This window comes from [Rhizobium] kunmingense (genome assembly GCF_977018605.1).
Window position 1 is genome coordinate 1,414,021 of sequence record NZ_CDRNXG010000001.1, and the last position, 21,703, is coordinate 1,435,723.

A 21,703-nucleotide genomic window follows, 5' to 3' on the forward strand; every position below is an offset into this window, starting at 1 on the left:
GCGCACGCCGCCAGAAACCTGGGCGCCTTGCGCTATCCGTCTTTACACCTACTGCCTGCACCATCATCTCCGGTTTTCCGCGATCGGCATAATGCCCGCGTCATCCTCGTCCCGCCCACCGTCGCTTACCGTCTTTCGCGACCGCTGCACAGATATTCCTAAACCAATATGTATCGTTATCTGTCGTTGAAAAGAAAATACGTCGTAAGGCCGATGACATTCGGCGGCGTCCAAATTGTGGCGACAGGCTTGGCGGGCGTTCGCTGGTATTCACGAGACGAGGGGTAGGGCGGTGGCCGGATGCCGCGGAGCCGGCATGGGACGCCTGCTCTTGGCGACCGGTACGGCCCGTTTGCATCCATTGACATCGTGTCATGGGTCGAATTATGTCAGTTGCATGACGGACGTGATCCCCATCAACGATTGTCAATATGTCGGCCGCGGCACGGTCAAGCTCGTCTTTACGCATCCGGCGTTTCCCGGAGCCGTCATCAAGATCGTCAATCCCGGCCGGGTCGATGGCGAGGGCCAGTTTATCGGTCAATCGTTTCTCAAGAGAAGAAAAGCGTCGGGCATCTACCGTTTCTTCCAGCGTGAGATCGGCCAGTATCTCAGTCTTTGTCGTGCGGCCTACCCGACGCCTGCCAAGCTTTTTCCCATGGCTACGCCAAAGGGGCTGGTGCAGACCTCGATCGGCCTCGGTCTCGTGTCGGAATTCATCGGCAGCGCTGACGGAAAGGTTGCTCCGACATTGACGGATCTCGTCCGTACGCGGCAGTTCACGGAAACTCATTGGCGAGCGCTCGATACCTTCTTTCAGGATTGTATCGACATGCATGTCGTGTTTGGCGAGATCAATTCAGGCGGGCTCCTGTTCACCACCAACCGGTCTTCTAGGGCAGAGTTCGTGATGGTCGACGGTATCGGCGAAAAGAACGCAATTCCTTTGAAAACCTGGAGTTTCGCTCTCAACAAGCGGCATGTCCTGAAGGTACGCGCGAAAATCCTTTCCGAATGCCGGCAGGCAATGAGTGTCTCCTCGCCGGTCATGCAGGACAGAATACGCGGCATCTCTATCTGAGGACCGCACGCCCCTTATCCACGAGGATGACGCTGTCTGCCAGGCGGGAGATCTCCGACTGATCGTGGCTGATCATGACGACCGTGTTGTTCGTTTCCCGATGAAGCTCAAGCAGCAGCGCGGCCATCTGCAGGCGCAGGTCGGTGTCGAGGGAGGCGAATGGTTCGTCGAGCAGGAGAACCGGCTTATTCCTGACGAGCGCGCGGGCGAAGGCGGCGCGTTGTCGCTCCCCGCCAGAAAGGGAGCCCGGCATGCGTTTGCCCAAGCCTGCAAGGCCGACGCGGGCGAGCGCCTGCTCGGCACGGTGGCGATCGCCGTCGGAAAGCTTCATGGCCGGGTTTATGCCGAGAGCCACGTTGGTGAAGAGATCGAGATGGGCGAAAAGATTGTGATCCTGAAAGACGACCGAGACCGGTCGCTCAGACGGGTGGCTTTTCGTGTGGTCCAGGCCGGCAATCGAGATCGTGCCGGATTGCGGCTGCTCGAAGCCGGCGATCAGGTTGAGAAGCGTCGATTTGCCCGCCCCTGATGGTCCGGAAATGGCGGTGACCGCAGCGGCTTCGATGGCGCAGTCGAAGCTGAAATCGGTGCTGCCCAAGGTCAGTTTCACCCCGGCGAGCACGATGCCTTCATGCATTTTGATCCCCCTTTCGGCCGGCGGTGCCGAGGATCGTCAAGCCGAGGCAGACGATCCCGAGGATCAGCGCGAGGCCATCCGCGTCATTGGTTCTGTAGCTGGAGAGCGTGCTGTAGACCAGCCAGGGCAGGGTGACGAGTTCGCCGGAGCCGAACAGTGCCACAGCACCGAGATCGCCGAGCGACAGCGCCATGGCAAAGGACAGTGCGGTGAGGATCGGCCGCTTCAGGATGGGACGGTCGATCAGCCGCCACCTTGCCACGCCCACGATGCCGAGTGCCGCCGCCAGGCGAGCCGTCTGGCGATGATGGTCGTCCAGTGCGGGTTCCAGGACGCGTATGGCGAAGGGCAGGGCCATGAGCGCGTTGACTGTCGCAATCAGATAGGGCGCGACGGTTCCCGTATTGCTGCCGGTAATGCCGAGTTGGCGCAGGGCCAGAAACCAGCCGGTTCCCAGAATGACCGGCGGCACGACGAGGACGAGCGACGACGTGCCGGCAAGCGAGGTGGACAGCAGCCTTGCCGCAGGCGACGGAGAGGGCGTGTCTCGGACTGTCCTGCGGGCGGCGATGATGGCCAGCGATGCGGCCACGGCGAGTGTGCCGGCGGCGAGCGCGATGGCAAGGCTCGTCGTCGCCGCGTGCAGGAACATCGGGCTGCTTACCAGCCGGACGAGATCGGCGCGAAGGCCCGAGTTGAAGACGGACAGCAGCGGGGAGGCGACGAAGACCACGGCCGCGGCAATGACGAGGCTATCCCACAGCCGGCTTGACGCTGCGTGACCGTCGAGCCGCCGGATACGGCGGCCGGCGGTTGTGACCGTATTGGTGGCTGCAGGCAAAAGGGCTATGGTGCCGATGACGGTGGCCGTCACTGCGATCTGAAGCGCTGCAAGCGCAATGGCGCGGGGCGGGTCGAAATCGAAACGTAGCGCCTGGTAGATCGCCACTTCCAGTGTCGTGGCCGCAGGCCCGCCGCCCAGCACGAGCACGAGGGTGAAGCTGGTGGCACACAGCATGAAGATCAGGCCCGCCGCGCCGGGTACGACGCGCGCCAGCGACGGCCACTCGATGAAGCGGAAGATCGACAACGGCCTCATGCCGAGGCTTGCGGATAAAAGCCAGTATTCCGCCGGCAGTCTTTCGAGAACGGCAAGCAGCAGCCGAACGGCGAGCGGTATGTTGAAGAACGTGTGGGCAAGCAGAATGCCGGAAAGTCCGTAGACGCTGACGGGCTGTTCCAGCCCCGCCGAGGTCAGCCAGCCGTTGAGAAGGCCCTGCCTACCCCAGACGCCCAGCAGGCCGAGCGCGCCGACCAGTGCCGGCAGGCCCATAGGCAGTGCCATCAGCCGGATGATCCAGATACGGCCGGGAAAATACGGCCGGCGGGCCAGCGCCAGTGCGACGGGAATGGCGGCCAGGACGGAGAGCAGCGTCGAGAGCGTCGCCTGCCAGAGAGTGAAACGCAGTATGCGCCAGGTATAGGCCGAGAAAAGCTGGGACGAGGATCGATCGCCGTCCCAGGCAAGCAGGGTTGCAACCGCCGTCCCGACGAACAGTGCCACGGCGACAAGTACTGTAAGGCCTGCTCCCACACTCCTTCGTCTCTGGGCTTTCGTCAGCACATGCAAAGGCTTCTGTCCCTGCTCAGTTCATCGCGGACGGTTCAGTTGCGGCTCATGGCGGCAAGCCATTCGTCGATCCACGCCTGGCGGTTTTTCGCCACGTCGTCAGCGCCGATAAGCCATGTTCTGGTCGGCTGGACGAGCTTGCCGAACGCTTCCGGCAGAGGACGGGAGGGAGCTGCCGCGGGCATCATCCAGTTGCTGGTGGGAAGGATGTCCTGTGCCGTTGGCGAAATGAGAAAGGCGAGAAACTGCTTCGCCAGATCCCTGTCCTTTGCCTGTCTCAGCATGCCGGCCACTTCTATCTGGATATAATGGCCATCGGAGAAGGCTGCGGCCTGATAGCGCTCGCTGTTCTCCTCGACCATGTGATAGGCGGGCGAGGTGGTGTAGGAGAGCACCATCGGGACTTCGCCCTTGGTGAACAGGCCGTAGGCTTCCGACCAGCCGGGTGTGACGGTGAGCACCCGCTGCTTCAGTTTTGCCCATGCCTCCGGCGCCTTGTCGCCATAGGCCGCCTTGACCCAGAGCAGCAGGCCGAGGCCCGGCGTCGAGGTGCGCGGGTCCTGTATGGCGATCTTCTGCGACGGATCGCCCTCGACCAACTCTTTCAGGCTTTTCGGCGGGGCCTTGATCGTCTCCGTATCGTAGACGACGGCGAAATGGCCGTAGTCGTAAGGGACGAATGTGTCGTCGGCGTAGTTTCCCGGCACCTTGAGGTCGCTCGTATCGATGCCGGCCGGCTGGAAAAGGCCGGTCGCCTTGGCCTCCGAGATCAGGCTGGTGTCGAGGCCGAGCGCGATGTCTGCCTCGGAGCCTTCACCCTCGAGCTTGAGGCGTGTCAGAAGTGCGACGCCATCGGCCACGCCGACGAAATTGACGGTGCAGGCGCAGGTCTCCTCAAAGGCTGCCTTGATCTTCGGGCCTGGTCCCCAGTCGGAAGTGAAGCTCTCATAGGTGTAGACGGTCAGCGTCCTGTCTTCGGCAATCGCGGCCGGAGCCGATGCGAACGCGGCGATCGCCGCCAGAACCATGCAAGAAATCCCGCGCATCAGCGCCTCCTCATAACTTTGAAATGGGGAATAGGCGCTGGTGATAGAGCCGTCTAATCCCTCCGCCGGTGTTAGCCGGATCAGGTTCCGCGGGTTGGCGTCAAGCCTCTCAGCCCTGCAAAGCAAGGCACCCCGTTAGAGCGTGCAAAGATGTAGCGGTCTCACCCGAAACTGGCAAGAGGGTGCGATGTCGGCATGAGAGGCCCTGAGCGGGCGACCGGGCAGTCGGGGGAATTAGCCGCCGGACATGTCCATGTACATGATCTCCCACACATGGCCGTCGAGATCCTGGAAGCTGCAGCCGTACATGGGCCCCATTTCCATATTCGGCTTCCACTCCGCGCCGCCGGCTGCGAGCGCCTTGCGCTTGAAATCATCGACTTCGTCCCGGCTTGAAGCGGACAGGCAGTTCAGCACTTCCTTCGTCGTCTTCGCGTCCGAGATCGTGCCGTTGATGAAGCCCTTGAACTTTTCATGGGTCAGAAGCATCACGTAGATCTGCTCGCTGACGATCATGCAGCTTGCGGTGTCGTCGGAAAAGTCGGGGTTCTTCCTGAAGCTAAGCGCCGTGTAGAAGGCGGTCGAAGCGGCCAGGTCGGCCACCGGCAAGTTCACGAAAATCATGCGCATACAATATTCCTCCTCGTCCGGCTTGTTCGACGCCCGCATGGCGTCGTCTCCTTCCAACGAGGCAAGATGATGCGCCGATCCGACAAGTCCATGCCGGACCCTCCGATTTTATCGGCTATTGCCCTGGAATACTTTCAGCTCGCGCGGCACGACGGCCATACCGCCCAGCCTGTTGGCGAGGGCGTATTCGACGGTTTTCTCGATGACCTCGGGCATGACGGGCTTGGTGAGCACGCCGAGCGCACCATCGACGCCATCCTCGACCTGTTCAGGATTGGCCGTCATGAAGACGACCGTCAGGCCGTATTCTGCCGCCAGCTCTCGTCCGAGATCCGGGCCGGTGCGGCCATCGGAGAGATTGACGTCGACAAAGGCGATATCGGCATAGGGCGCAAGCTCGATTGCGTGCTTACGGCCTCCGGCAAAACCGGCCACCTTCAAGCCCATCTGTTCTATGGTGTCGGCGAGATCGAGGGCGATGAGAAACTCGTCCTCGATGATTAGAACCCGTTGGTCCATTGCCTCGCTGGCCTGCCGACGACGCGATACATTTGTCAGCATTTGCGCACCTCCACAGCTCATTACGGTTCGTTTCACTGACTGTCGTCAGCAGTATCTAATGCTGACGGTCTGATGAGCGAACGCGGCGAACAGAGGATTGTTCCGGCGCGAGACAGTGTTTTTCAGAAGTAACTAATTGTTAATACTAATAATCCGTTACTTTTTTGCTATCCCTCTATTTCTTCACGCAGCATTTCCAGTTCCAGCCATTCCTCTTCCATGGCGGTTACTTTTTGACGCAGATTTTCCATTTCGCCGGCGAGCTTGTTGAAGGTCGCGGGGTCCTTGGTGAAGAGGTTCGGGTCGGCCATCTTCTTTTCGCGCAGGGCGATCTCGCCTTCTGCCTTTTCCATTTCCTTCGGCAGGTTTTCGAGCGCGAATTTCTGCTTGAAGGAAAGCTTGCCCCTGGTCTTCGGCGCATCCGGGACGGATGTTTCCGGCTTTGGTTTTTCCGCAGCCTTTTCGGCCCTGCGCCGCTCTTCCTGGGCGCCCTTGCGCTGCGCGAGCATGTCCGTGTAGCCGCCGGCATACTCGATCCAGCGACCGTCCGGTGCATCAGGGTTGGCCGGCGCGATCGTCGAGGTGACGGTGCGGTCGAGGAAATCGCGATCGTGGCTGACGAGGATGACTGTGCCGGCATAGCCGGCGACGATTTCCTGCAAAAGGTCCAGTGTCTCGATATCGAGGTCGTTTGTCGGCTCGTCGAGGATCAGGAGGTTCGACGGCTTGGCCATGATACGCGCGAGCATCAGGCGGGCGCGTTCGCCACCTGACAGATTTTTGATCGGTGTACGGATCTGCTCCGGCTGGAACAGGAAATCCTTCATGTAGCCGGCGACATGGCGCTGCTCGCCGTTGACGAGAAGCGTCTCGCCGCGGCCATCGGTCAGATAATGGGACAGCGTATCGGAAGGATCGAGATCCTCGCGTTTCTGGTCGAGCGTGGCGATCTCCAGATTGGTGCCGAGTTTGATCCAGCCCGCATCCGGTTGCAGCTGGCCGGTCAGCATCTTGAGCAGCGTCGTCTTTCCGGCGCCGTTCGGGCCGACGAGGCCGATGCGGTCGCCGCGATGGACGCGGATGGAGAAGGGCGCAACGATCGGCTTGTCGTAGGTCTTGGTGATGTTTTCCGCTTCGATGACGAGCTTGCCGCTTTCCTTGCCTTCGGTCGCCGTCGCCTGGATGCTGCCCTGCGGCCCCTTGTGGCCACGATAGTCGGCGCGCATCGCCTGCAGCTCGCCGACGCGGCGCATATTGCGCTTGCGGCGCGCGGTGACGCCGTAGCGCATCCAGTGTTCTTCGCGCTCGATTGCCTTGCCGAGCTTGTGCTGTTCCAGCTCTTCGGCTTCGAGAACCTCGTCGCGCCATGCTTCGAAATGGGCAAAGCCACGATCGAGGCGGCGCGAGGTGCCGCGGTCGAGCCAGACAGTGGCAGTCGATACCTTTTCGAGAAAACGACGGTCGTGGGAGATCAGCACGAGCGCGCTCCTGGTGCGACGCAGGTCGTCTTCCAGCCATTCGATGGTCGGCAGGTCGAGATGGTTGGTCGGCTCGTCGAGCATCAGGATATCGGGTTCCGGTGCCATGACGCGAGCAAGCGCCGCGCGGCGGGATTCGCCGCCCGAAAGACGGTTCGGGTCCTCTTCGCCGGTCAGCCCGAGATGCTGAAGCAGATAGGTGACGCGATAGGGATCATCGCCCGGTCCGAGCCCCGCTTCGGCATAGGCCTGCACGGTGGAGTAGCCGGAGAAATCCGGCGCCTGTTCAAGGTAGCGGATCGTTGCGTTCGGATGGCGGAAAACCTCGCCCGACTGCGCTTCGACGAAGCCAGCGGCAATCTTCATCAGTGTCGACTTGCCCGAGCCGTTGCGGCCGACCAGGCAGATGCGGTCGCCCGGTTCCACCTGCAGGCCGGCACCGTTCAGAAGCGGCGTGCCGCCGAAGGTCAGGACGATGTCATCGAGTTTCAAAATGGGCGGTGCCAAGGGTCATGCTCCGGAAAAATCGTTGGGGCGGGCAAGGATCATCGCCATCCCGTCTCTTAGATGGAATTCGACAGGTCCTTCCGCAATGTTGGAAACGGTGCGGGACGAGCCGAAGGGCAGCGCGAAATCCTTGACCGGATAGCGTGCGCCGAAAATATCGAGGCCGGCAAGCGCAGTGAAGCCGAGGACGGAAAACAGCGCGCCCCTGGGCAGGTCGACCGTGGTGTCGCCTTCAAGAAGCGGAATGCCTTCTTCATCGCCGGACATCAGCAGCACATGGAAGCCGCGTCTGGCGAGGCCCATCGCATGCAGCAGATGCTGGAGAGCGTGATCTGTCCGTTCGCCGCCAAGCGCGCCGATCAGGATCAGACGCCTTGCGCCGCGTTCGATTGCCTCGGTCGTGGCTATCTCGCCGTCCGTCTCGTTCTTCGCCGGCGGATAGGTCCTTCGCTCGACGTCTGGAAAGCGCGCGATCAGCTGCGCGTCGGAGGAATCGAAATCGCCGACCCAGAGTTCCGGTGTCAGGCCCAGCTCGACCGCATGGCGCATGCCGCTGTCGGCCGCAATCACACGACTTCCCGCGATCGCGTTCCTGACGCGATCGGTGACGGTGAGAGTGCCGCCAAGCAGGATGGTGAAGGTCGAAGTGGCCATGGGCATTGCCCATAGCGCAAAGGTGAGGGGCAGGGGAAGCAGCACGCCCGCTTATTTGCAGCATGCGATGGTGGCGCGGGGTGAAATTTGCCGCCATTGACGGCGGGCGTGGCAAGGATTATTTGAATAACCGAAATTCGTGGTGATTTGGCCGGCCGGCTTGCAGCCACGTTAAAAAAGTCGCTAAAGGGCCGCGAGAAGATTATCCAAATTTTCCCACGGGCCGGTCGCGATTTTTCGTTGCCGGTTTTTCTGTTTGTGGGTTCGATTATGCCGATCAAGATTCCCGATACACTGCCTGCCTTCTCGACGCTGGTTCAGGAAGGTGTGCGCGTGATGACCGAGACCGCAGCCGTGCGGCAGGATATCCGTCCGCTGCAGATCGGTCTTCTCAACCTCATGCCGAACAAGATCAAGACCGAGATCCAGATGGCGCGCCTTGTCGGCGCCTCGCCGCTGCAGGTGGAGTTTTCGCTCGTCAGGCTCGGAACCCACAAGGCGAAGAATACGTCCGAGGAACATCTGCTATCCTTCTACCAGACCTTCGACGAGGTGAGGGAACGCAAGTTCGACGGCTTCATCATTACCGGTGCGCCGGTGGAAACCATGCCCTATGAGGACGTGACATACTGGGACGAGATGCGCCAGATCTTCGACTGGACGTCGACCAACGTGCATTCGACGATGAATGTCTGCTGGGGTGCGATGGCGGCGATCTATCACTTCCATGGCGTGCCGAAACATGCGCTGGACGAGAAGGCATTCGGTGTCTATCGCCACCGCAATCTCGTGCCTTCTTCGGTCTATCTCAACGGTTTTTCCGACGATTTCCAGGTGCCGGTGTCGCGCTGGACTGAGGTACGTCGCGAGGACGTTGCGAAAAAGGACGATCTGGAGATCCTGATGGAGTCCGACGAGATGGGGCTCTGCCTCGTGCATGAGAAGGCGGGCAACCGGCTCTACATGTTCAACCATGTCGAATATGACTCGACCTCGCTCGCGGACGAATATTTTCGCGATGTGAATGCCGGCATCCCGATCAAGATGCCGCATGACTATTTCCCGCATAATGACGACACGCTGACGCCGCAGAACCGCTGGCGCAGCCATGCGCACCTTCTGTTCGGCAACTGGATCAACGAGCTTTACCAGACGACGCCTTATGACGTGGAGAAGATCGGCGCGGCGTAGGCCGGGACCTCGCCGATTTTCGTTGCGGCGCATGTCGGAATCGCGCAGTTTGCCGCCCGGTGACGGGTGGAGGAAGCATCATGGCGGCGCAGGCGTTCGAGGTTTTCGGCAAAACGGAAACGGGCGAGCCCGTGCAGCGGGTGCGCATTTCCGGCGGCGGGCTGACGGCGCAGGTGCTGACCTGGGGTGCCGTCATCCAGGATCTCCGGCTTGAAGGCCACACGCCGCCGCTGGTGCTCGGTTTCGAGCATTTCGACGATTATCTCGCTCACTCTCCCTATTTCGGCGCGACGCCCGGCCGCTGCGCAAACCGTATCGGCAAGGGCAGGTTCTCGATCGACGGCCGGGACTATCAGCTGGAACTCAACGAGCGCGGCGTGACGCATCTGCATGGCGGCTCCGACGGGGTCGGGCGGCGCAACTGGAGCATCGTCGAGCATGCGGGTGACAGGGTGGTGCTGAGCATCGTCGATCCGGACGGGCGCGCCGGCTATCCGGGCAATTGCACGATCACCGCCACCTATCAGCTGAAGCCCGAAGGCGTGCTTTCCGTTACCTACGAGACGGTGAGCGACCAGCCGACGCCGGCCAATGTCTGCCAGCATTCCTATTTCAACCTCGATGGCCGGGAAGACGTTTTCGGGCATGACATCATGATTGCCGCAGACCGGATGACGGCGGTCGACGAGCGGCTGATCCCGACCGGCGAACTGACCTCGCTTGCCGATTCGCCCTTCGATCTGCGCCAGATGGGGCCGATTCAGAGGCCGCTGGAAGACGGTTCACAGGTGCCGTTCGACCACAATTACGTGCTCTCCGGCATGCCGGTCGCCAAGCGCTCCGTGGCGCTGGCGCGCAGCCTCTATTCGGGTGTGACGATGGAAGTGCGCACCACGGAGCCTGGCGTGCAGTTCTATGCGGGCGTGATGCTCAACGTTGCAGCACCGGGCTTCGATGGGCGCCGCTATGGGCCCTATGCCGGATTCTGTCTGGAAACGCAGATCTGGCCGGATGCCGTCAATCACGAAAACTTCCCCAACGCTATCCTGCGTCCCGGTGAGGTGCTGCGGCAGGAAACGGATTATGTGTTTTCGAAAGGGTGATCGCTGCGGCGATTCCGAGAAGGGCATTCGTAGGCGTGTAGGATATGTCCGCATTCATGGCCGGTTGGCCAATCTCCGCGGTTGTTGGCGGAGTGATGGCGGCTCGGCCGGCCGGTAACGCATCACCTGCGGCAAGCAGGCATGGGCCTCACGCAGGAAGCGTCGGTACGTTTAATTCGCGCTGTATGCGTTTCTGCAGTGCGTCCGCTACGGCATGCAGAAATTCCTTGCGGCGTTGGTCCAATGTCATTTCCGCATCGAGGTTGAGCGGTCCGCGAATTTTTTCCATAAATCCCGAGTGATCGTATCGATCCGAAGCGACGTTCACTTCGACCTCATCCATGAAATGCGCAAGAAGCGGCTCGAGAGCGAGGTTCGTATCCTTCTGATACTGGATCGCCATTTGCTGAGCGAGCTTTCGCATCTGTACGTATGGGCCGAACATGGCGCTCATCTTCATCTCCTCTGTAGCCTGACTGAGAGTTAAATAAGTAGCGTCGGCCGGAATGCGATAGGCACGATCGCGAGAATGCTTGCATGCCTGCGCGATATTTTGATGACTGCGAGCGTTTGAATGACGGTATGGCGACGAACAGACGCCCCGTCTCTCCGAGGAGAAATGGTTGCCTTTTCGAGCGCGTTGTCAGGGAGGGTGAGCCGGCCTGTGCGCGAATGCACCAAAGCTATGCCATGGAAAGGCAGGAACAAATCCATCACCATGGATGGATCGTCAAGCTGCATATATATGGGTTTTTTGTCCTGTGCCCGACCTGAGAGATAGGTGACAAATCGTACCGGAGACATGGGTTACACTTTTCGACTTTATCGGGAGGTGTCGATGCCGTGGAGAGAGACTTCGGTCATGGATGAGCGTCTTCGATTTGTCGCCCGCTTGCTGGAAGGCGACAGCATGAGCGATGTGTGCCGTTCGTTCGGCATTTCGCGCAAGACTGGCTACAAGATCTTCAATCGCTACAAGGATGAAGGGCTCGAGGCGCTTACGGATCGGTCTCGACGGCCAGTGCGCTATGCCAATCAGTTGCCTGAGCCGGTGGAGGCGATGATCGTGCGGTTCAAGAAGGAAAAGCCGCACTGGGGCGCACGCAAGATTCGCGAGCTGCTTGTGCGGCGGCTGGCTGGCGACGTGCGTATTCCGGCCAAAAGTACGGTGCATGCCGTGCTGGACCGCTACGGCCTTGTAAGCCAGGCCCGCAAGAGGAACCCTGCGAACAAGGCCGTCGGCACGCCGCTTTCGGCAGTACCTGGTCCCAACGATCTCTGGTGCGCCGACTTCAAGGGGGAGTTCAAGCTGGGCAACGGCCAATACTGTTACCCACTGACGATCACCGACCAGCTCTCGCGCTATCTTCTGTGTTGCGAGGCCTTCGAATCGACGCGCGAACAGGGTGTCTTCGAGGCCTTCCGGCGGGTTTTTGCCGAGCGGGGCCTGCCGGCCGCGATCCGCTCCGACAACGGCCTGCCTTTCGCCAGTCCCAACGGGCTCTACAATCTGTCAAAGCTATCGGTCTGGTGGCTCAGGCTCGGCATCGCTATCGAGCGCATCCGTCCCGGTCACCCGCAGGAGAACGGCCGTCACGAGCGCATGCATCTAACGCTCAAGAAGGAAGCGACGAGGCCGCCGGGCCGCAATATCTTGCAGCAGCAGATGCGTTTCGACGCTTTCGTCAGTGAATTCAATGAAGAACGGCCGCATGAGGCGCTGTCCATGAAGGTCCCGGCCGAGCTCTACACCACATCGCCAAGACCTTATCAGGGCCTACCGGACATCGACTACCCCTTCCACGATCGCGACGCCATCGTCACTAACTGCGGGCGGCTTTGCATCCATCGCAAGAAGATCAATATCTCGACGGTGCTGGCAGGACAGAGGCTCGGGCTCAAGGAAGTCGACGATGGTATTTGGCTCGTCAGCTTCTTGAGCTATGATCTCGGATACATCGACTTGGAACAGAGGACATTGCAAACAATCGACAACCCGTTCGGCACGAGGTTGTTACCTATGTCTTAGGAACAGATTGTTACCTATGTGTCCGGGTTGGACACTGAGGGACTGGAGCGGGCGAAGGGATTCGAACCCTCGACCCCAACCTTGGCAAGGTTGTGCTCTACCACTGAGCTACACCCGCTCATCAATCCGTCGGTCCGTGTGGTAGTTCGAACCGTCTGGCCGGTGGCTCGTTGCCGCCGACGAGGCGCTATATGGCCCAGACGATTTTCAAATGCAACAGGGAAATGACGATCCGGCCAAAGATTTTTTTGTTTCTCTCTAAATCCCTTATTTTGCAGGGCTTTTCGTTTTTAGTGATTATGTGGGCAATGGCTTGGAGCGGTAAGGCAATGTCTCTATAGTCGGCATTTCCCGCCAATCATGATCCCGGATATGACCGAAAATATGCCGAAAACAGCCGCCGATCTGTTCGCTTTTCTCGACAGCCTCGATATTTCCCACACGACGAAGAGCCATGAGCCGGTTTTCACCGTCGCCGAATCGCACAGCCTGCGGGATGCAATGCCCGGAGGGCATACGAAGAACCTGTTCGTGAAGGACAAGAAGGATCGCTATTTCGTCCTGACGGTCGAGGAGCATGCGGTCGTCGATCTGAAGACGGTGCACAAGGTCATCGGCGCATCGAGCCGTGTATCGTTCGGCAAGCCGGAGGCGATGCTGGACTATCTCGGTGTCGTGCCGGGCTCGGTCACCGTCTTCGGTGCCTTCTGCGATACCGGCAACAATGTCACATTCGTGCTGGACGAAGACCTGATGAAGGAGGATATCATCAACGCTCATCCGCTTTCCAACGACGCGACGACCGCGATCGGCAGGGAAGATCTCATCCGCTTTCTCGAAGCGACGGGTCATGCGCCGCTTGTCTTGAAAGTAACGGACTGACATACGATGTTCTGCGCAGATAAACACAAGGTTTCCCGGGAGAAGATCCATGAGCGGCAACGATAATCCCTATGCCGGGTCCTATGGCGGCGGTTATGGCGGCCAGATGAGCGGTTCGGCCGGTTTCGGCGCGCAGCCGGCGGCGCCTGCCGCGGCCCCGAGCGCTGCCGCTTCCGCCGGCGCGAGCCATGTCAGCGACACGACCACCGCAGGCTTTGCCAAGGACGTGCTGGAAGCCTCGCGGGCGCAGCCAGTGCTGGTCGATTTCTGGGCGCCCTGGTGCGGCCCGTGCAAGCAGCTGACCCCCGTGCTCGAAAAGGTCGTCAACGAGGCGCAGGGCCGTGTGAAACTGGTCAAGATGAATATCGACGACCATCCCTCGGTTGCCGGCCAGCTCGGTATCCAGTCTATTCCTGCCGTGATCGCCTTCGTTGATGGCCGGCCCGTCGACGGGTTCATGGGAGCCGTGCCGGAAAGCCAGGTGATCGAGTTCATCGACAAGGTTGCCGGTCCGGCCGGTGCGGATCAGGCGGCTGAAATCGAGGCTATTCTTGGCGAAGCGGACGTGCTTCTTGCCGATGGCACTATCGAGGGTGCTGCGCAGCTCTACAGCGCCGTGCTGCAGGCCGATCCTGAAAATGCAAAGGCTGCCGCCGGCATGATGCAGTGCCTGCTCGCCATGGGCGAAGTGGAGCGCGTCGGCCAGATGCTCGCTTCGCTGCCGGAGGAGATGACGGCAGATCCGGCAATCCAGGCGGTGGCGAAGAAGATCGACCAGATCGAGGAAGCGCGCAAGCTCGGCGATCCGGTGGCGCTGGAGCGTGATCTTGCAGCCAACCCGGACGATCACGCAGCCCGCGTGAAGCTTGCCAAGATCCTCAATGTGCAGGGCGAGCGCGAACAGGCTGCCGAGCATCTGCTGACGATCATGCGCAAGGACCGTGCCTTCGACGACGACGGTGCGCGGCGCGAGCTTTTGCAGTTCTTCGATGTCTGGGGACCGAAGGACCCGGCAACGATTGCGGCGCGTCGCCGGCTGTCGTCCATCCTCTTTTCCTAAACAGCGCGTTATACGATGCCGCCGGTCTTGCGATCGGCGGCGGATGCCCCAGATATTCGGGTAGCTAGAACGCCATCAGAAGCAATCTGCGGGAGGTGTCGAGCCGATGCATGTGGGAAACGCGCGGTACTTGAAACGTGAAGATTTACCGGAAATCCTGCCGGTATTTCCGCTTGCCGGGGCGTTGCTGCTGCCGGGCGGCCAGCTTCCGCTGAACATATTCGAACCGCGCTATCTTTCCATGTTCGATGCAGCGCTTGCCGGCGACCGGCTGATAGGCGTCGTGCAGCCCTCGCTTGTCGCACCGTCTGATGCTGTCGATCCCCTGCGCCCGGCGCTTGCGTCGGTCGGATGCCTCGGGCGCATCACTTCCTTTGCCGAGACCGGCGACGGTCGCTACATCACCTCGCTCAGCGGCGTCTGCCGCTTCCGCGTGCTGGGTGAGGTTTCAAGCGATCGTCCGTATCGCTCCGTGCGCCATGCGCCGTTCATGACCGATCTGTCTGAAGAGGACGGTGAGGCATCGGTCGACCGGCGTGAACTGTTGCGGGTATTCCGCGCCTATCTCGATGCCAACAAGCTCGAGGTCGACTGGGAAAGTGTCGAGCGGGCGGGAAACCGGACGCTGGTCAATTCGCTCTCGATGATGTCGCCCTTCGGGCCGGCGGAAAAGCAGGCGCTGCTCGAGGCGCCGGACCTGAAGACACGGGCCGAAACGCTGATCGCGATCACGGAAATTCTGATCGCCCGCGGGCTTTCCGATACCGATACGATTTTGCAGTGAGGCCGGTCTTGGACGAAAAACTCAGCAGCGTCGATCCGAAGCTTCTCGATCTTCTCGTCTGCCCGTTGACAAAGGGCACGCTGACGCTCGATCGCGCCCGCAACGAGCTGGTGTCGGAGGGCGCGCGGCTCGCCTATCCGATCCGCGACGGCATTCCGATCATGCTCGTATCAGAGGCACGTAAGATCGAGGATTAGGCCCTGCGCCGACGGCGCGGCGCCGCCTATTTCCGGCTGCGCCGCGAGCAGCGGTAAGCATGTGGTCAGTAACGGTAGTCGGTGAAAACCGGCTCAACCGAGCCGCCCCAGCGACCTTCATAAAGCGCCAGCAATTCATCTGCGACTGTCGTCTTCTTCGCCAGCACGTTTTCGAGCGGCGAAAGGAAGATGCTTTCGTCCTGCCCTTCGCCGTTCTGTTTGCCACGCGATTTCAGGCCTCTTGCGGAAATCGCGACCGCCTCTCTGGCGATGTCGAGAACCGAGTGTCCCTTGATAGACGCCTTCAGTCCGTTCGCCGGTACGCTGTCGCGCATGGCGATAACGTCATCGAAGGTCCAGTCGGCCGTCAGTGTTTCGGCATCGGCAAGTGCTGTGTCGTCATAGAGAAGGCCGACCCAGAAAGCGGGCAGGGCGGAGATGTGGGAGATCGGACCGCAATCGGCGCCACGCATCTCAAGGAAGCGCTTCAGCCGCACGTCGGGGAAGAGCGTCGACAGATGGTTGGTCCAGTCGCCCATGGTCGGCTGCCAGTCGGAGATCTCGTCCTTCAGGGCGCCGTCCATGAATTGGCGGAACGTGATATGGGTGCAGTCGTGGTACTTGCCGCCGCGGACGATGAAATACATCGGTACGTCGAGTGCCCATTCGACATAATCGGCGAAGCCGAAATCCGTGTTGAAGACGAAGGGCAGGGTGCCGGAGCGCTGGTTGTCGGTATCGCGCCAGATCTCGCCGCGCCAGGAGACGAGGCCGTTAGGCTTGCCTTCAGTAAATGGTGAGGCGGCGAACAGCGCGGTCGCGACCGACTGCAGCTTCATCGACACGCGCATCTTGGCGACCATGTCGGCTTCCGAGGAGAAGTCGAGGTTTACCTGGATCGTCGAGGTGCGGTACATCATGTCGAGGCCACGGCTGCCGACCTTCGGCATATAGCGGGACATGATCCCGTAACGCGACTTCGGCATGCGCGGCGTGTCTGCCAGCGACCATTTGGGGCTGCCGCCCAGGCCGAGGAAGCCGATACCCATCGGCGCGGCAATTTCCTTCACCAGCGCCAGATGCTCATTGGTCTCGCGACACGTCTCGTGGATCGTCTCCAGCGGCGCGCCGGAAAGCTCAAACTGGCCACCCGGTTCGAGCGAGATCGCACCCATCCCGTGCTGTTCACCCAGCCCGATAATGTTGTCGCCATCCATAATCGGCTCCCAGCCGAGCTTGTCCTGCATGGCCTTGAGGATGGCGGAAATGCTGGCGTCGCCGAAATAGGGGACCGGCGTGTTGTCTTTGGCGAAGAACACGAATTTCTCGTGCTCTGTGCCGATGCGGAATTTGTCCTTCGGGCGCGGGCCCTCTGCAAGATAGGCGGTAAGCTCGGACACCGAGGAAAGCGGTGTCTGGTCTGTCGTATCGCGCGCCATGAAAATACCTTGGTCGGAATGCCTGATTGGTAAGCCAGACTGATAATCGTCCGGCTGCTTGAACCGAAATCATCTGCGGTGCAAGCGAATTTGTTTCAAGATCGGTTCAGAAAAACACGGCCAACTGTTGCCGTTTGGCCGCTGTAGCGGACGACCTATTCCGATCCACTACCTCCAGTCGCCCACCGCCGCCTGAATGACGGCGAGCGCTGCAACTGCCGCGGTGTCGGCTCGCAGAATCCGCGGCCCAAGCGGTATGGCCGTGACGTAAGGCAGCGCGCGGAGGCGTGCCCGCTCCTCGTCAGAAAACCCGCCTTCGGGGCCGACCAGCAATGCCAGCTTCGTTTCCGTCACCTTTGCGAGGATAGGCAGTGGATTCTGCCCTTCGTCGCCCTCGTCGCAGAAGATGATCCGCCTATCCTCGGGCCAGCGTTCCAGAATATCGGCAAGCCTGCGCGGTTCTGCCACTTCGGGTATCGACAGTATTCCGCACTGCTCGGCCGCCTCGATGACATTGGCCTTGAGCTTGTCGAGATTGGTGATCTTGCCCTGGACATGCTGGGTCATCACCGGCTGCAGCGTGCCTGCACCCATCTCGACCGCCTTCTGCACCAGGTAATCCAGGCGCCCGACCTTCAGTGGCGCGAAGAGATAATGCAGGTCGGTGGCTTCCGGTTGAGTCCGCGTCTGCTCGACCGGAAGCAGCACTATCTTCTTGCGGCTCGGAAACGTGATTTCGACCAGCCATTCGCCATCGCGGCCGTTGAAGGCCAGCAGTTTCGCCCCGGCCTCCAGCCGCAGCACGTTGGCGAGGTAATTGAACTGCTCGGCCGAGGCCTCATGTCGGGCGTCGGCACCGAGCGGGGCATCTATAAACAGCCTTTGCAGGCGAAAATTGGCACGCACCTGGACAAATCCTTACAAGAACAGCGCGAACATAACCGTCGCGATCAGCGCTGCAAGACCCGCTGCGGCCGGAAGCGTCACCATCCACGCCGCAAGAATGCTGAGCATATGCGATCGGCGCACCAGATAGCGGCGTTTCAGTTCATCGACATTGCGCTCGAAGGGCTCGTTCTCATCCTGCTCGCGGCCGGCGCGTACCCGCATATATTCGAAACGGCGCTTCGAATGCTGCGTGTACCATTCGCGAAACAGCCCGACGCCGAAGACCGCGCCGACGGCGATATGGGTGGATGAAACCGGCAACCCCACCCAGGAAGCGACAAGCACCGTCAGTGCTGTCGACAGAGACACGCAATAGGCGCGCATCGGGTTGAGCTTGGTGATTTCCGCACCGACAAGTCGCACAAGCTTCGGCCCGTAAAGGAGAAGCCCGAGCGAAATGCCGAGCCCGCCGATGACGAGTTCCCAAAGCGGTACATGCACGGAGCCGGTGACGCCGTTCTGTGCCGCCGAGACGATTGCCGCAAGCGGTCCGATTGCGTTCGACACGTCGTTGGCGCCGTGCGCGAATGACATCAAAGCCGCCGAAAGGATGAGCGGAATGCGAAACAGCTTGCGCAGCGACTGGTTGCGGTTCTCAAGGCCCTGCGCTTGGCGAGCGATGACGGGGATCAGCGCCCGCCAAGAGACAAGTCCGGTTGCAAGCGCAATACCCGTGGCGATGAGTGGTGAGCCAGGGAGAAACTGATCGAAACCGATCAGGGCGACATAGCCGGCAAATGTGCCGACCATTGTTCCGATCAGCACGGGCACCCAGGTTTTTGCCGCGGAGATCTTGTCCTGCCGGTAGATGATCGTTTCCTTGACGATCAGCAGGAAGCCGGCGGCGATCAGGCCGCCGAGCAGGGGGGAGATCACCCAGCTTGCGGTAATACCGGCAATCATGCCCCAGTTGATCGCACCAAAGCCCGCAGCCGCGATGCTCGCGCCCATCACGCCACCGACGATCGAATGGGTGGTCGAGATCGGCGCGCCGGCCCAGGTGGCCAGGTTGACCAGCATGGCGGCGGCAAGCATCGCCGCCATCATCGCCCAGATCAGCATGCTCGGATCGGCGATGCCGCCCTCCGACATCAGGCCGCTGGCGATGGTATGGACGACGCCGCCACCGGCCAGCACAGCACCGGCAACCTCGAATACGGCGGCCAGTGCCAGTCCGAAGCCCATCGTCATGGCGCGGGCACCGACGGCTGCACCGATATTGTTGGTCACGTCATTGGCGCCGATATTCATCGCCATGTAGCCGGCCAGCGCGGCTGCCGCGATGATGATCATCGCACCCGGTGTGCCCGTTACATAGGATGAGGCGAAGATTGCCGTCAGAATGATGAACAGAAGCGCCGTGCCGGGGGCCGCAAGCCCGCGCGCAGTCTGCCTTGCGGCATCCTCGACCGAGGAGATTTTCTCGAGATCCTTGTCGAGCGTGGGTTTGCTGAGGCGCTGAGGTCGTTGGGCCATGTTTCGTATGTCGGTAATAGGGTGGCGTCTGATCTGCTCCGGCTGGTCTGCCGGATGTTCTAGCGCCTGCCTTTGAAGAGATTATGATGCGAGAGGCGAGCCGTGTTCAGCCGGCAATCGGCAATGCCATGCCGTTGACCGCTACATCCTTGGCCGGCTTGTTCGCTTCAGCGGCGAACTGCAGGAACAGGATTTTCAGCTCCGGTTCGTTGACCCGGTCGGCGGCTTCCTCGCAGGAGACCCACTCGATATTGCGGGCGCCCTTTTCCTTGAAGTTCTTGACGCAGTCCTCGACCTTCAGGAGATGCACCTGTACGCGGACGAAAACCTTCAGTCCGTTATCGAGGCCCTTGTTGTAGTGATAAAAGCCGAAGGCGCGCTTGCCCGCCTTGCCCTTGACGCCGACTTCCTCGAAGGCTTCCTGCTCGGCCACCTGATGGGCCTTCTTGCCGTCCATCGGCCATCCCTTGGGAATGACCCAACGGCCGGTGTCCCGACTGGTTGCCACCAGAACCTCAATGCCGCCGCCCTTCTTGGCGCGGTAGCAGATCGCAGCATATTGCTGGCGCGGCGGACGCTGCACCATAAGGCGAAAATTGCTGGCGATGCGGTTCACTAGGCCCAATTTCGAAAACACCTCCAAGAGATTTTCATTTTACTAATATAATGCTTGCGCCAGGATTAACGAGTGCCGGTGATCGAATTGGATCGTGAATCACCTGTTAAAAGCCCTTGTCCGGCTAAGTATAACTGGCCAACCGGATAGCGCGTCAACAGCTTATTGCACAGCTGTTCAAATTTCCCCCGGATGTGGCGAAAATGCGTATCCCACATGGCTTTCGCGCTCTTTTTCTCTTCCGGACATTGCAGGCCCAGCCATTGTTGCTAGGTTTGCTGATGGGGATGCGAGGAGGAGTGCATGCCGGAGGCCATTCAGTTCCTGCCGCTCAGGCGCGAGGTCATCGCACGCCGTGCGGCCATCATCGGCGACCTGTGCGGGCTTTTGCCCGCGGATTGCGTCATCCATGAGGCGCGAGAACTGGTGCCGTTCGAAACGGATGCCTTCATCTCCTATCGACGCGTGCCGCTCGCCGTCGTCTTGCCGCGCACGACCCTGCAGGTGGCGGCGGTGATGAAATACTGCCATGCGAATGGCGTCCCGGTGGTCCCGCGTGGAGCCGGCACATCGCTTTCAGGAGGGGCGATCCCGCAGGAGGATGCGGTCGTGCTCGGCCTGTCGCGCATGGCGCGCATTCTCGAGGTGGATTACGCCAACCGCACGGCCACCGTTCAGGCCGGCGTGACCAATCTGAGCATATCCGAAGCGGTCGGCATCGATGGGTTTTTCTATGCACCGGACCCCAGTTCGCAGCTCGCCTGCACGATCGGCGGCAATATCGGCATGAATTCCGGCGGCGCCCACTGCCTTAAATACGGGGTGACGACCAATAATCTTCTCGGCGTGAAGCTGGTGCTGGTCGATGGCCAGGTGATCGAACTCGGCGGCAAGCATCTGGACAGCGCGGGCTATGATCTGCTCGGCCTCGTCTGCGGCTCGGAAGGGCAGCTGGGCATCGTCACGGAGGCGACGGTGCGGTTGATCGCCAGGCCTGAAGGCGCGCGTCCGGTCCTGTTCGGCTTTGCGACGTCCGAAGCGGCCGGTGCCTGCGTTGCCGATATCATCGCCTCGGGCATCATTCCGGTCGCTATCGAATTCATGGACAAGCCGGCGATCGAGATCTGTGAGGCCTTTGCCAAGGCAGGTTATCCGCTCGATGTCGGCGCACTCCTGATCGTCGAGGTCGAGGGCTCGGAGGCCGAGATGGACGCTACGCTGGAAGATATTGTGGGCATTGCTCGTCGTCATGAGGTGATGACGGTGCGCGAATGCCAGTCGGCAACCGAGGCGGCGCTGATCTGGAAAGGCCGGAAATCGGCTTTCGGCGCGACCGGCCGGATTGCCGACTACATCTGCATGGACGGTACGGTACCGCTCGGAAAGCTCTCCTATGTGTTGAAGAAGACTTCCGAAATCACTGACAGTTTCGGCCTGCGGGTGGCGAATGTCTTTCATGCGGGCGATGGCAACATGCATCCGCTGATCCTGTTCGACGCCAACGATCCGGAAGAGGCGATGAAGGCGGAGGAGGCGGGCAACGAGATTTTGAAGCTCTGCGTCGATGCCGGCGGCTGTCTTACCGGCGAGCATGGGGTGGGCATCGAGAAACGTGACCTGATGCGGCATCAGTATACGTCGGCCGAGCTTGCCCAGCAGATGGCGGTGCGTGCTGCGTTCGACGAGCGGTGGATACTGAACCCGTCCAAGGTGTTTCCACTGGAGGGACGAGGATGAGGCTTAAGCGGCCGCTC

Annotated in this window: 21 protein-coding genes, 1 tRNA gene and 2 riboswitches; of the genes, 9 read left to right on the forward strand and 13 right to left on the reverse strand. The window is 60.7% G+C overall.

What is annotated here, in order from left to right; genetic code table 11:
• The first annotated feature begins 397 nt into the window (after positions 1-397).
• A complete protein-coding gene (locus tag AC0JZ4_RS06825; RefSeq protein WP_471885645.1) occupies positions 398-1,081 on the forward strand; it encodes a YrbL family protein in 684 nt (227 codons plus the stop codon).
• Here AC0JZ4_RS06825 and AC0JZ4_RS06830 read toward each other — a convergent pair.
• The 7 genes from AC0JZ4_RS06830 to AC0JZ4_RS06860 all read right to left on the reverse strand — a co-directional run bounded on the left by AC0JZ4_RS06830 (position 1,074) and on the right by AC0JZ4_RS06860 (position 8,224).
• Entirely contained in the window at positions 1,074-1,718 is a 645-nt protein-coding gene (locus AC0JZ4_RS06830) for a thiamine ABC transporter ATP-binding protein (RefSeq protein WP_471885646.1), read from the reverse strand. The genes AC0JZ4_RS06825 and AC0JZ4_RS06830 overlap by 8 nt on opposite strands.
• Positions 1,711-3,342 (reverse strand): thiamine/thiamine pyrophosphate ABC transporter permease, encoded by a 1,632-nt coding sequence (thiP, locus tag AC0JZ4_RS06835; RefSeq protein WP_471885647.1) that lies wholly within the window; start codon positions 3,340-3,342, stop codon positions 1,711-1,713. Before thiP ends, AC0JZ4_RS06830 begins: the two co-directional genes overlap by 8 nt.
• A gap of 41 nt (positions 3,343-3,383) precedes the next feature.
• A complete protein-coding gene (gene thiB / locus AC0JZ4_RS06840; RefSeq protein WP_471885648.1) occupies positions 3,384-4,394 on the reverse strand; it encodes a thiamine ABC transporter substrate binding subunit in 1,011 nt (336 codons plus the stop codon).
• A 40-nt stretch (positions 4,395-4,434) separates the two neighbouring features.
• Positions 4,435-4,539: riboswitch (TPP riboswitch) on the reverse strand.
• Between the two features lie 89 nt (positions 4,540-4,628).
• On the reverse strand, positions 4,629-5,024 hold the full coding sequence (locus AC0JZ4_RS06845; protein ID WP_471887823.1) for a VOC family protein: 396 nt from the start codon (positions 5,022-5,024) through the stop codon (positions 4,629-4,631).
• Between the two features lie 108 nt (positions 5,025-5,132).
• Complete coding sequence (locus AC0JZ4_RS06850; protein ID WP_471885649.1) at positions 5,133-5,585, reverse strand: response regulator; 453 nt, start codon at positions 5,583-5,585, stop codon at positions 5,133-5,135.
• A gap of 167 nt (positions 5,586-5,752) precedes the next feature.
• A complete protein-coding gene (locus AC0JZ4_RS06855) occupies positions 5,753-7,570 on the reverse strand; it encodes an ABC-F family ATP-binding cassette domain-containing protein (RefSeq protein WP_471885650.1) in 1,818 nt (605 codons plus the stop codon).
• 3 nt (positions 7,571-7,573) lie between these two features.
• Positions 7,574-8,224, reverse strand: coding sequence for a thiamine diphosphokinase (locus AC0JZ4_RS06860; RefSeq protein WP_471885651.1), 651 nt, complete (start codon positions 8,222-8,224; stop codon positions 7,574-7,576).
• Positions 8,225-8,353: 129 nt separating this feature from the next.
• A riboswitch (SAM riboswitch) is annotated at positions 8,354-8,431 on the forward strand.
• 63 nt (positions 8,432-8,494) lie between these two features.
• Between AC0JZ4_RS06860 and metA the strand changes: the two genes are divergently transcribed.
• Complete coding sequence (metA, locus tag AC0JZ4_RS06865) at positions 8,495-9,415, forward strand: homoserine O-acetyltransferase MetA (RefSeq protein WP_471885652.1); 921 nt, start codon at positions 8,495-8,497, stop codon at positions 9,413-9,415.
• A gap of 80 nt (positions 9,416-9,495) precedes the next feature.
• Positions 9,496-10,518: an aldose epimerase family protein gene (locus tag AC0JZ4_RS06870; RefSeq protein WP_471885653.1), complete on the forward strand. Its 1,023-nt coding sequence runs from the start codon at positions 9,496-9,498 to the stop codon at positions 10,516-10,518.
• 148 nt (positions 10,519-10,666) lie between these two features.
• On the opposite strand, the gene AC0JZ4_RS06875 is transcribed toward AC0JZ4_RS06870, so the two are convergent.
• On the reverse strand, positions 10,667-10,972 hold the full coding sequence (locus AC0JZ4_RS06875; protein ID WP_471885654.1) for a hypothetical protein: 306 nt from the start codon (positions 10,970-10,972) through the stop codon (positions 10,667-10,669).
• Positions 10,973-11,356: 384 nt separating this feature from the next.
• On the opposite strand from AC0JZ4_RS06875, the gene AC0JZ4_RS06880 reads away from it, so the two are divergent.
• Positions 11,357-12,547, forward strand: coding sequence for an IS481 family transposase (locus tag AC0JZ4_RS06880; protein ID WP_471885655.1), 1,191 nt, complete (start codon positions 11,357-11,359; stop codon positions 12,545-12,547).
• 43 nt (positions 12,548-12,590) lie between these two features.
• Here AC0JZ4_RS06880 and AC0JZ4_RS06885 read toward each other — a convergent pair.
• A tRNA-Gly gene (locus AC0JZ4_RS06885) sits at positions 12,591-12,665 on the reverse strand.
• Positions 12,666-12,919: 254 nt separating this feature from the next.
• Between AC0JZ4_RS06885 and AC0JZ4_RS06890 the strand changes: the two genes are divergently transcribed.
• From AC0JZ4_RS06890 to AC0JZ4_RS06905, 4 genes are all read left to right on the forward strand, one after another.
• On the forward strand, positions 12,920-13,429 hold the full coding sequence (locus AC0JZ4_RS06890) for a prolyl-tRNA synthetase associated domain-containing protein (RefSeq protein WP_471885656.1): 510 nt from the start codon (positions 12,920-12,922) through the stop codon (positions 13,427-13,429).
• A gap of 49 nt (positions 13,430-13,478) precedes the next feature.
• Positions 13,479-14,489, forward strand: a complete 1,011-nt coding sequence (gene trxA, locus AC0JZ4_RS06895; protein ID WP_471885657.1) for a thioredoxin — start codon at positions 13,479-13,481, stop codon at positions 14,487-14,489.
• A 106-nt stretch (positions 14,490-14,595) separates the two neighbouring features.
• Entirely contained in the window at positions 14,596-15,273 is a 678-nt protein-coding gene (locus AC0JZ4_RS06900; RefSeq protein ID WP_471885658.1) for an LON peptidase substrate-binding domain-containing protein, read from the forward strand.
• 8 nt (positions 15,274-15,281) lie between these two features.
• A complete protein-coding gene (locus AC0JZ4_RS06905; protein WP_471885659.1) occupies positions 15,282-15,470 on the forward strand; it encodes a Trm112 family protein in 189 nt (62 codons plus the stop codon).
• Between the two features lie 65 nt (positions 15,471-15,535).
• On the opposite strand, the gene AC0JZ4_RS06910 is transcribed toward AC0JZ4_RS06905, so the two are convergent.
• The 4 genes from AC0JZ4_RS06910 to AC0JZ4_RS06925 all read right to left on the reverse strand — a co-directional run bounded on the left by AC0JZ4_RS06910 (position 15,536) and on the right by AC0JZ4_RS06925 (position 19,919).
• A complete protein-coding gene (locus tag AC0JZ4_RS06910; RefSeq protein ID WP_471885660.1) occupies positions 15,536-16,909 on the reverse strand; it encodes a glutamate--cysteine ligase in 1,374 nt (457 codons plus the stop codon).
• A 168-nt stretch (positions 16,910-17,077) separates the two neighbouring features.
• Positions 17,078-17,815 (reverse strand): 16S rRNA (uracil(1498)-N(3))-methyltransferase, encoded by a 738-nt coding sequence (locus tag AC0JZ4_RS06915; RefSeq protein ID WP_471885661.1) that lies wholly within the window; start codon positions 17,813-17,815, stop codon positions 17,078-17,080.
• A gap of 12 nt (positions 17,816-17,827) precedes the next feature.
• The gene (locus AC0JZ4_RS06920; protein ID WP_471885662.1) at positions 17,828-19,333 is read right to left on the reverse strand and encodes an inorganic phosphate transporter; all 1,506 of its coding nucleotides are present in this window, start codon (positions 19,331-19,333) and stop codon (positions 17,828-17,830) included.
• A 106-nt stretch (positions 19,334-19,439) separates the two neighbouring features.
• Complete coding sequence (locus AC0JZ4_RS06925) at positions 19,440-19,919, reverse strand: NUDIX hydrolase (protein WP_471887824.1); 480 nt, start codon at positions 19,917-19,919, stop codon at positions 19,440-19,442.
• Positions 19,920-20,252: 333 nt separating this feature from the next.
• Between AC0JZ4_RS06925 and AC0JZ4_RS06930 the strand changes: the two genes are divergently transcribed.
• Positions 20,253-21,686, forward strand: coding sequence for an FAD-linked oxidase C-terminal domain-containing protein (locus AC0JZ4_RS06930; RefSeq protein WP_471885663.1), 1,434 nt, complete (start codon positions 20,253-20,255; stop codon positions 21,684-21,686).
• The last annotated feature ends 17 nt before the right edge of the window (positions 21,687-21,703 follow it).

Coding starts and splice junctions, on each gene's coding strand:
- AC0JZ4_RS06845 (WP_471887823.1), bottom strand. CDS start 5,024: ATGCGCATGATTTTCGTGAACTTGCCGGTGGCCGACCTGGCCGCTTCG.
- AC0JZ4_RS06850 (WP_471885649.1), bottom strand. CDS start 5,585: ATGCTGACAAATGTATCGCGTCGTCGGCAGGCCAGCGAGGCAATGGAC.
- AC0JZ4_RS06860 (WP_471885651.1), bottom strand. CDS start 8,224: ATGGCCACTTCGACCTTCACCATCCTGCTTGGCGGCACTCTCACCGTC.
- AC0JZ4_RS06910 (WP_471885660.1), bottom strand. CDS start 16,909: ATGGCGCGCGATACGACAGACCAGACACCGCTTTCCTCGGTGTCCGAG.
- AC0JZ4_RS06825 (WP_471885645.1), top strand. CDS start 398: ATGACGGACGTGATCCCCATCAACGATTGTCAATATGTCGGCCGCGGC.
- AC0JZ4_RS06870 (WP_471885653.1), top strand. CDS start 9,496: ATGGCGGCGCAGGCGTTCGAGGTTTTCGGCAAAACGGAAACGGGCGAG.
- AC0JZ4_RS06875 (WP_471885654.1), bottom strand. CDS start 10,972: ATGAGCGCCATGTTCGGCCCATACGTACAGATGCGAAAGCTCGCTCAG.
- AC0JZ4_RS06880 (WP_471885655.1), top strand. CDS start 11,357: ATGCCGTGGAGAGAGACTTCGGTCATGGATGAGCGTCTTCGATTTGTC.
- AC0JZ4_RS06890 (WP_471885656.1), top strand. CDS start 12,920: ATGACCGAAAATATGCCGAAAACAGCCGCCGATCTGTTCGCTTTTCTC.
- AC0JZ4_RS06830 (WP_471885646.1), bottom strand. CDS start 1,718: ATGCATGAAGGCATCGTGCTCGCCGGGGTGAAACTGACCTTGGGCAGC.
- thiB (WP_471885648.1), bottom strand. CDS start 4,394: ATGCGCGGGATTTCTTGCATGGTTCTGGCGGCGATCGCCGCGTTCGCA.
- AC0JZ4_RS06900 (WP_471885658.1), top strand. CDS start 14,596: ATGCATGTGGGAAACGCGCGGTACTTGAAACGTGAAGATTTACCGGAA.
- AC0JZ4_RS06930 (WP_471885663.1), top strand. CDS start 20,253: ATGCCGGAGGCCATTCAGTTCCTGCCGCTCAGGCGCGAGGTCATCGCA.
- AC0JZ4_RS06925 (WP_471887824.1), bottom strand. CDS start 19,919: ATGGTGCAGCGTCCGCCGCGCCAGCAATATGCTGCGATCTGCTACCGC.
- AC0JZ4_RS06920 (WP_471885662.1), bottom strand. CDS start 19,333: ATGGCCCAACGACCTCAGCGCCTCAGCAAACCCACGCTCGACAAGGAT.
- trxA (WP_471885657.1), top strand. CDS start 13,479: ATGAGCGGCAACGATAATCCCTATGCCGGGTCCTATGGCGGCGGTTAT.
- metA (WP_471885652.1), top strand. CDS start 8,495: ATGCCGATCAAGATTCCCGATACACTGCCTGCCTTCTCGACGCTGGTT.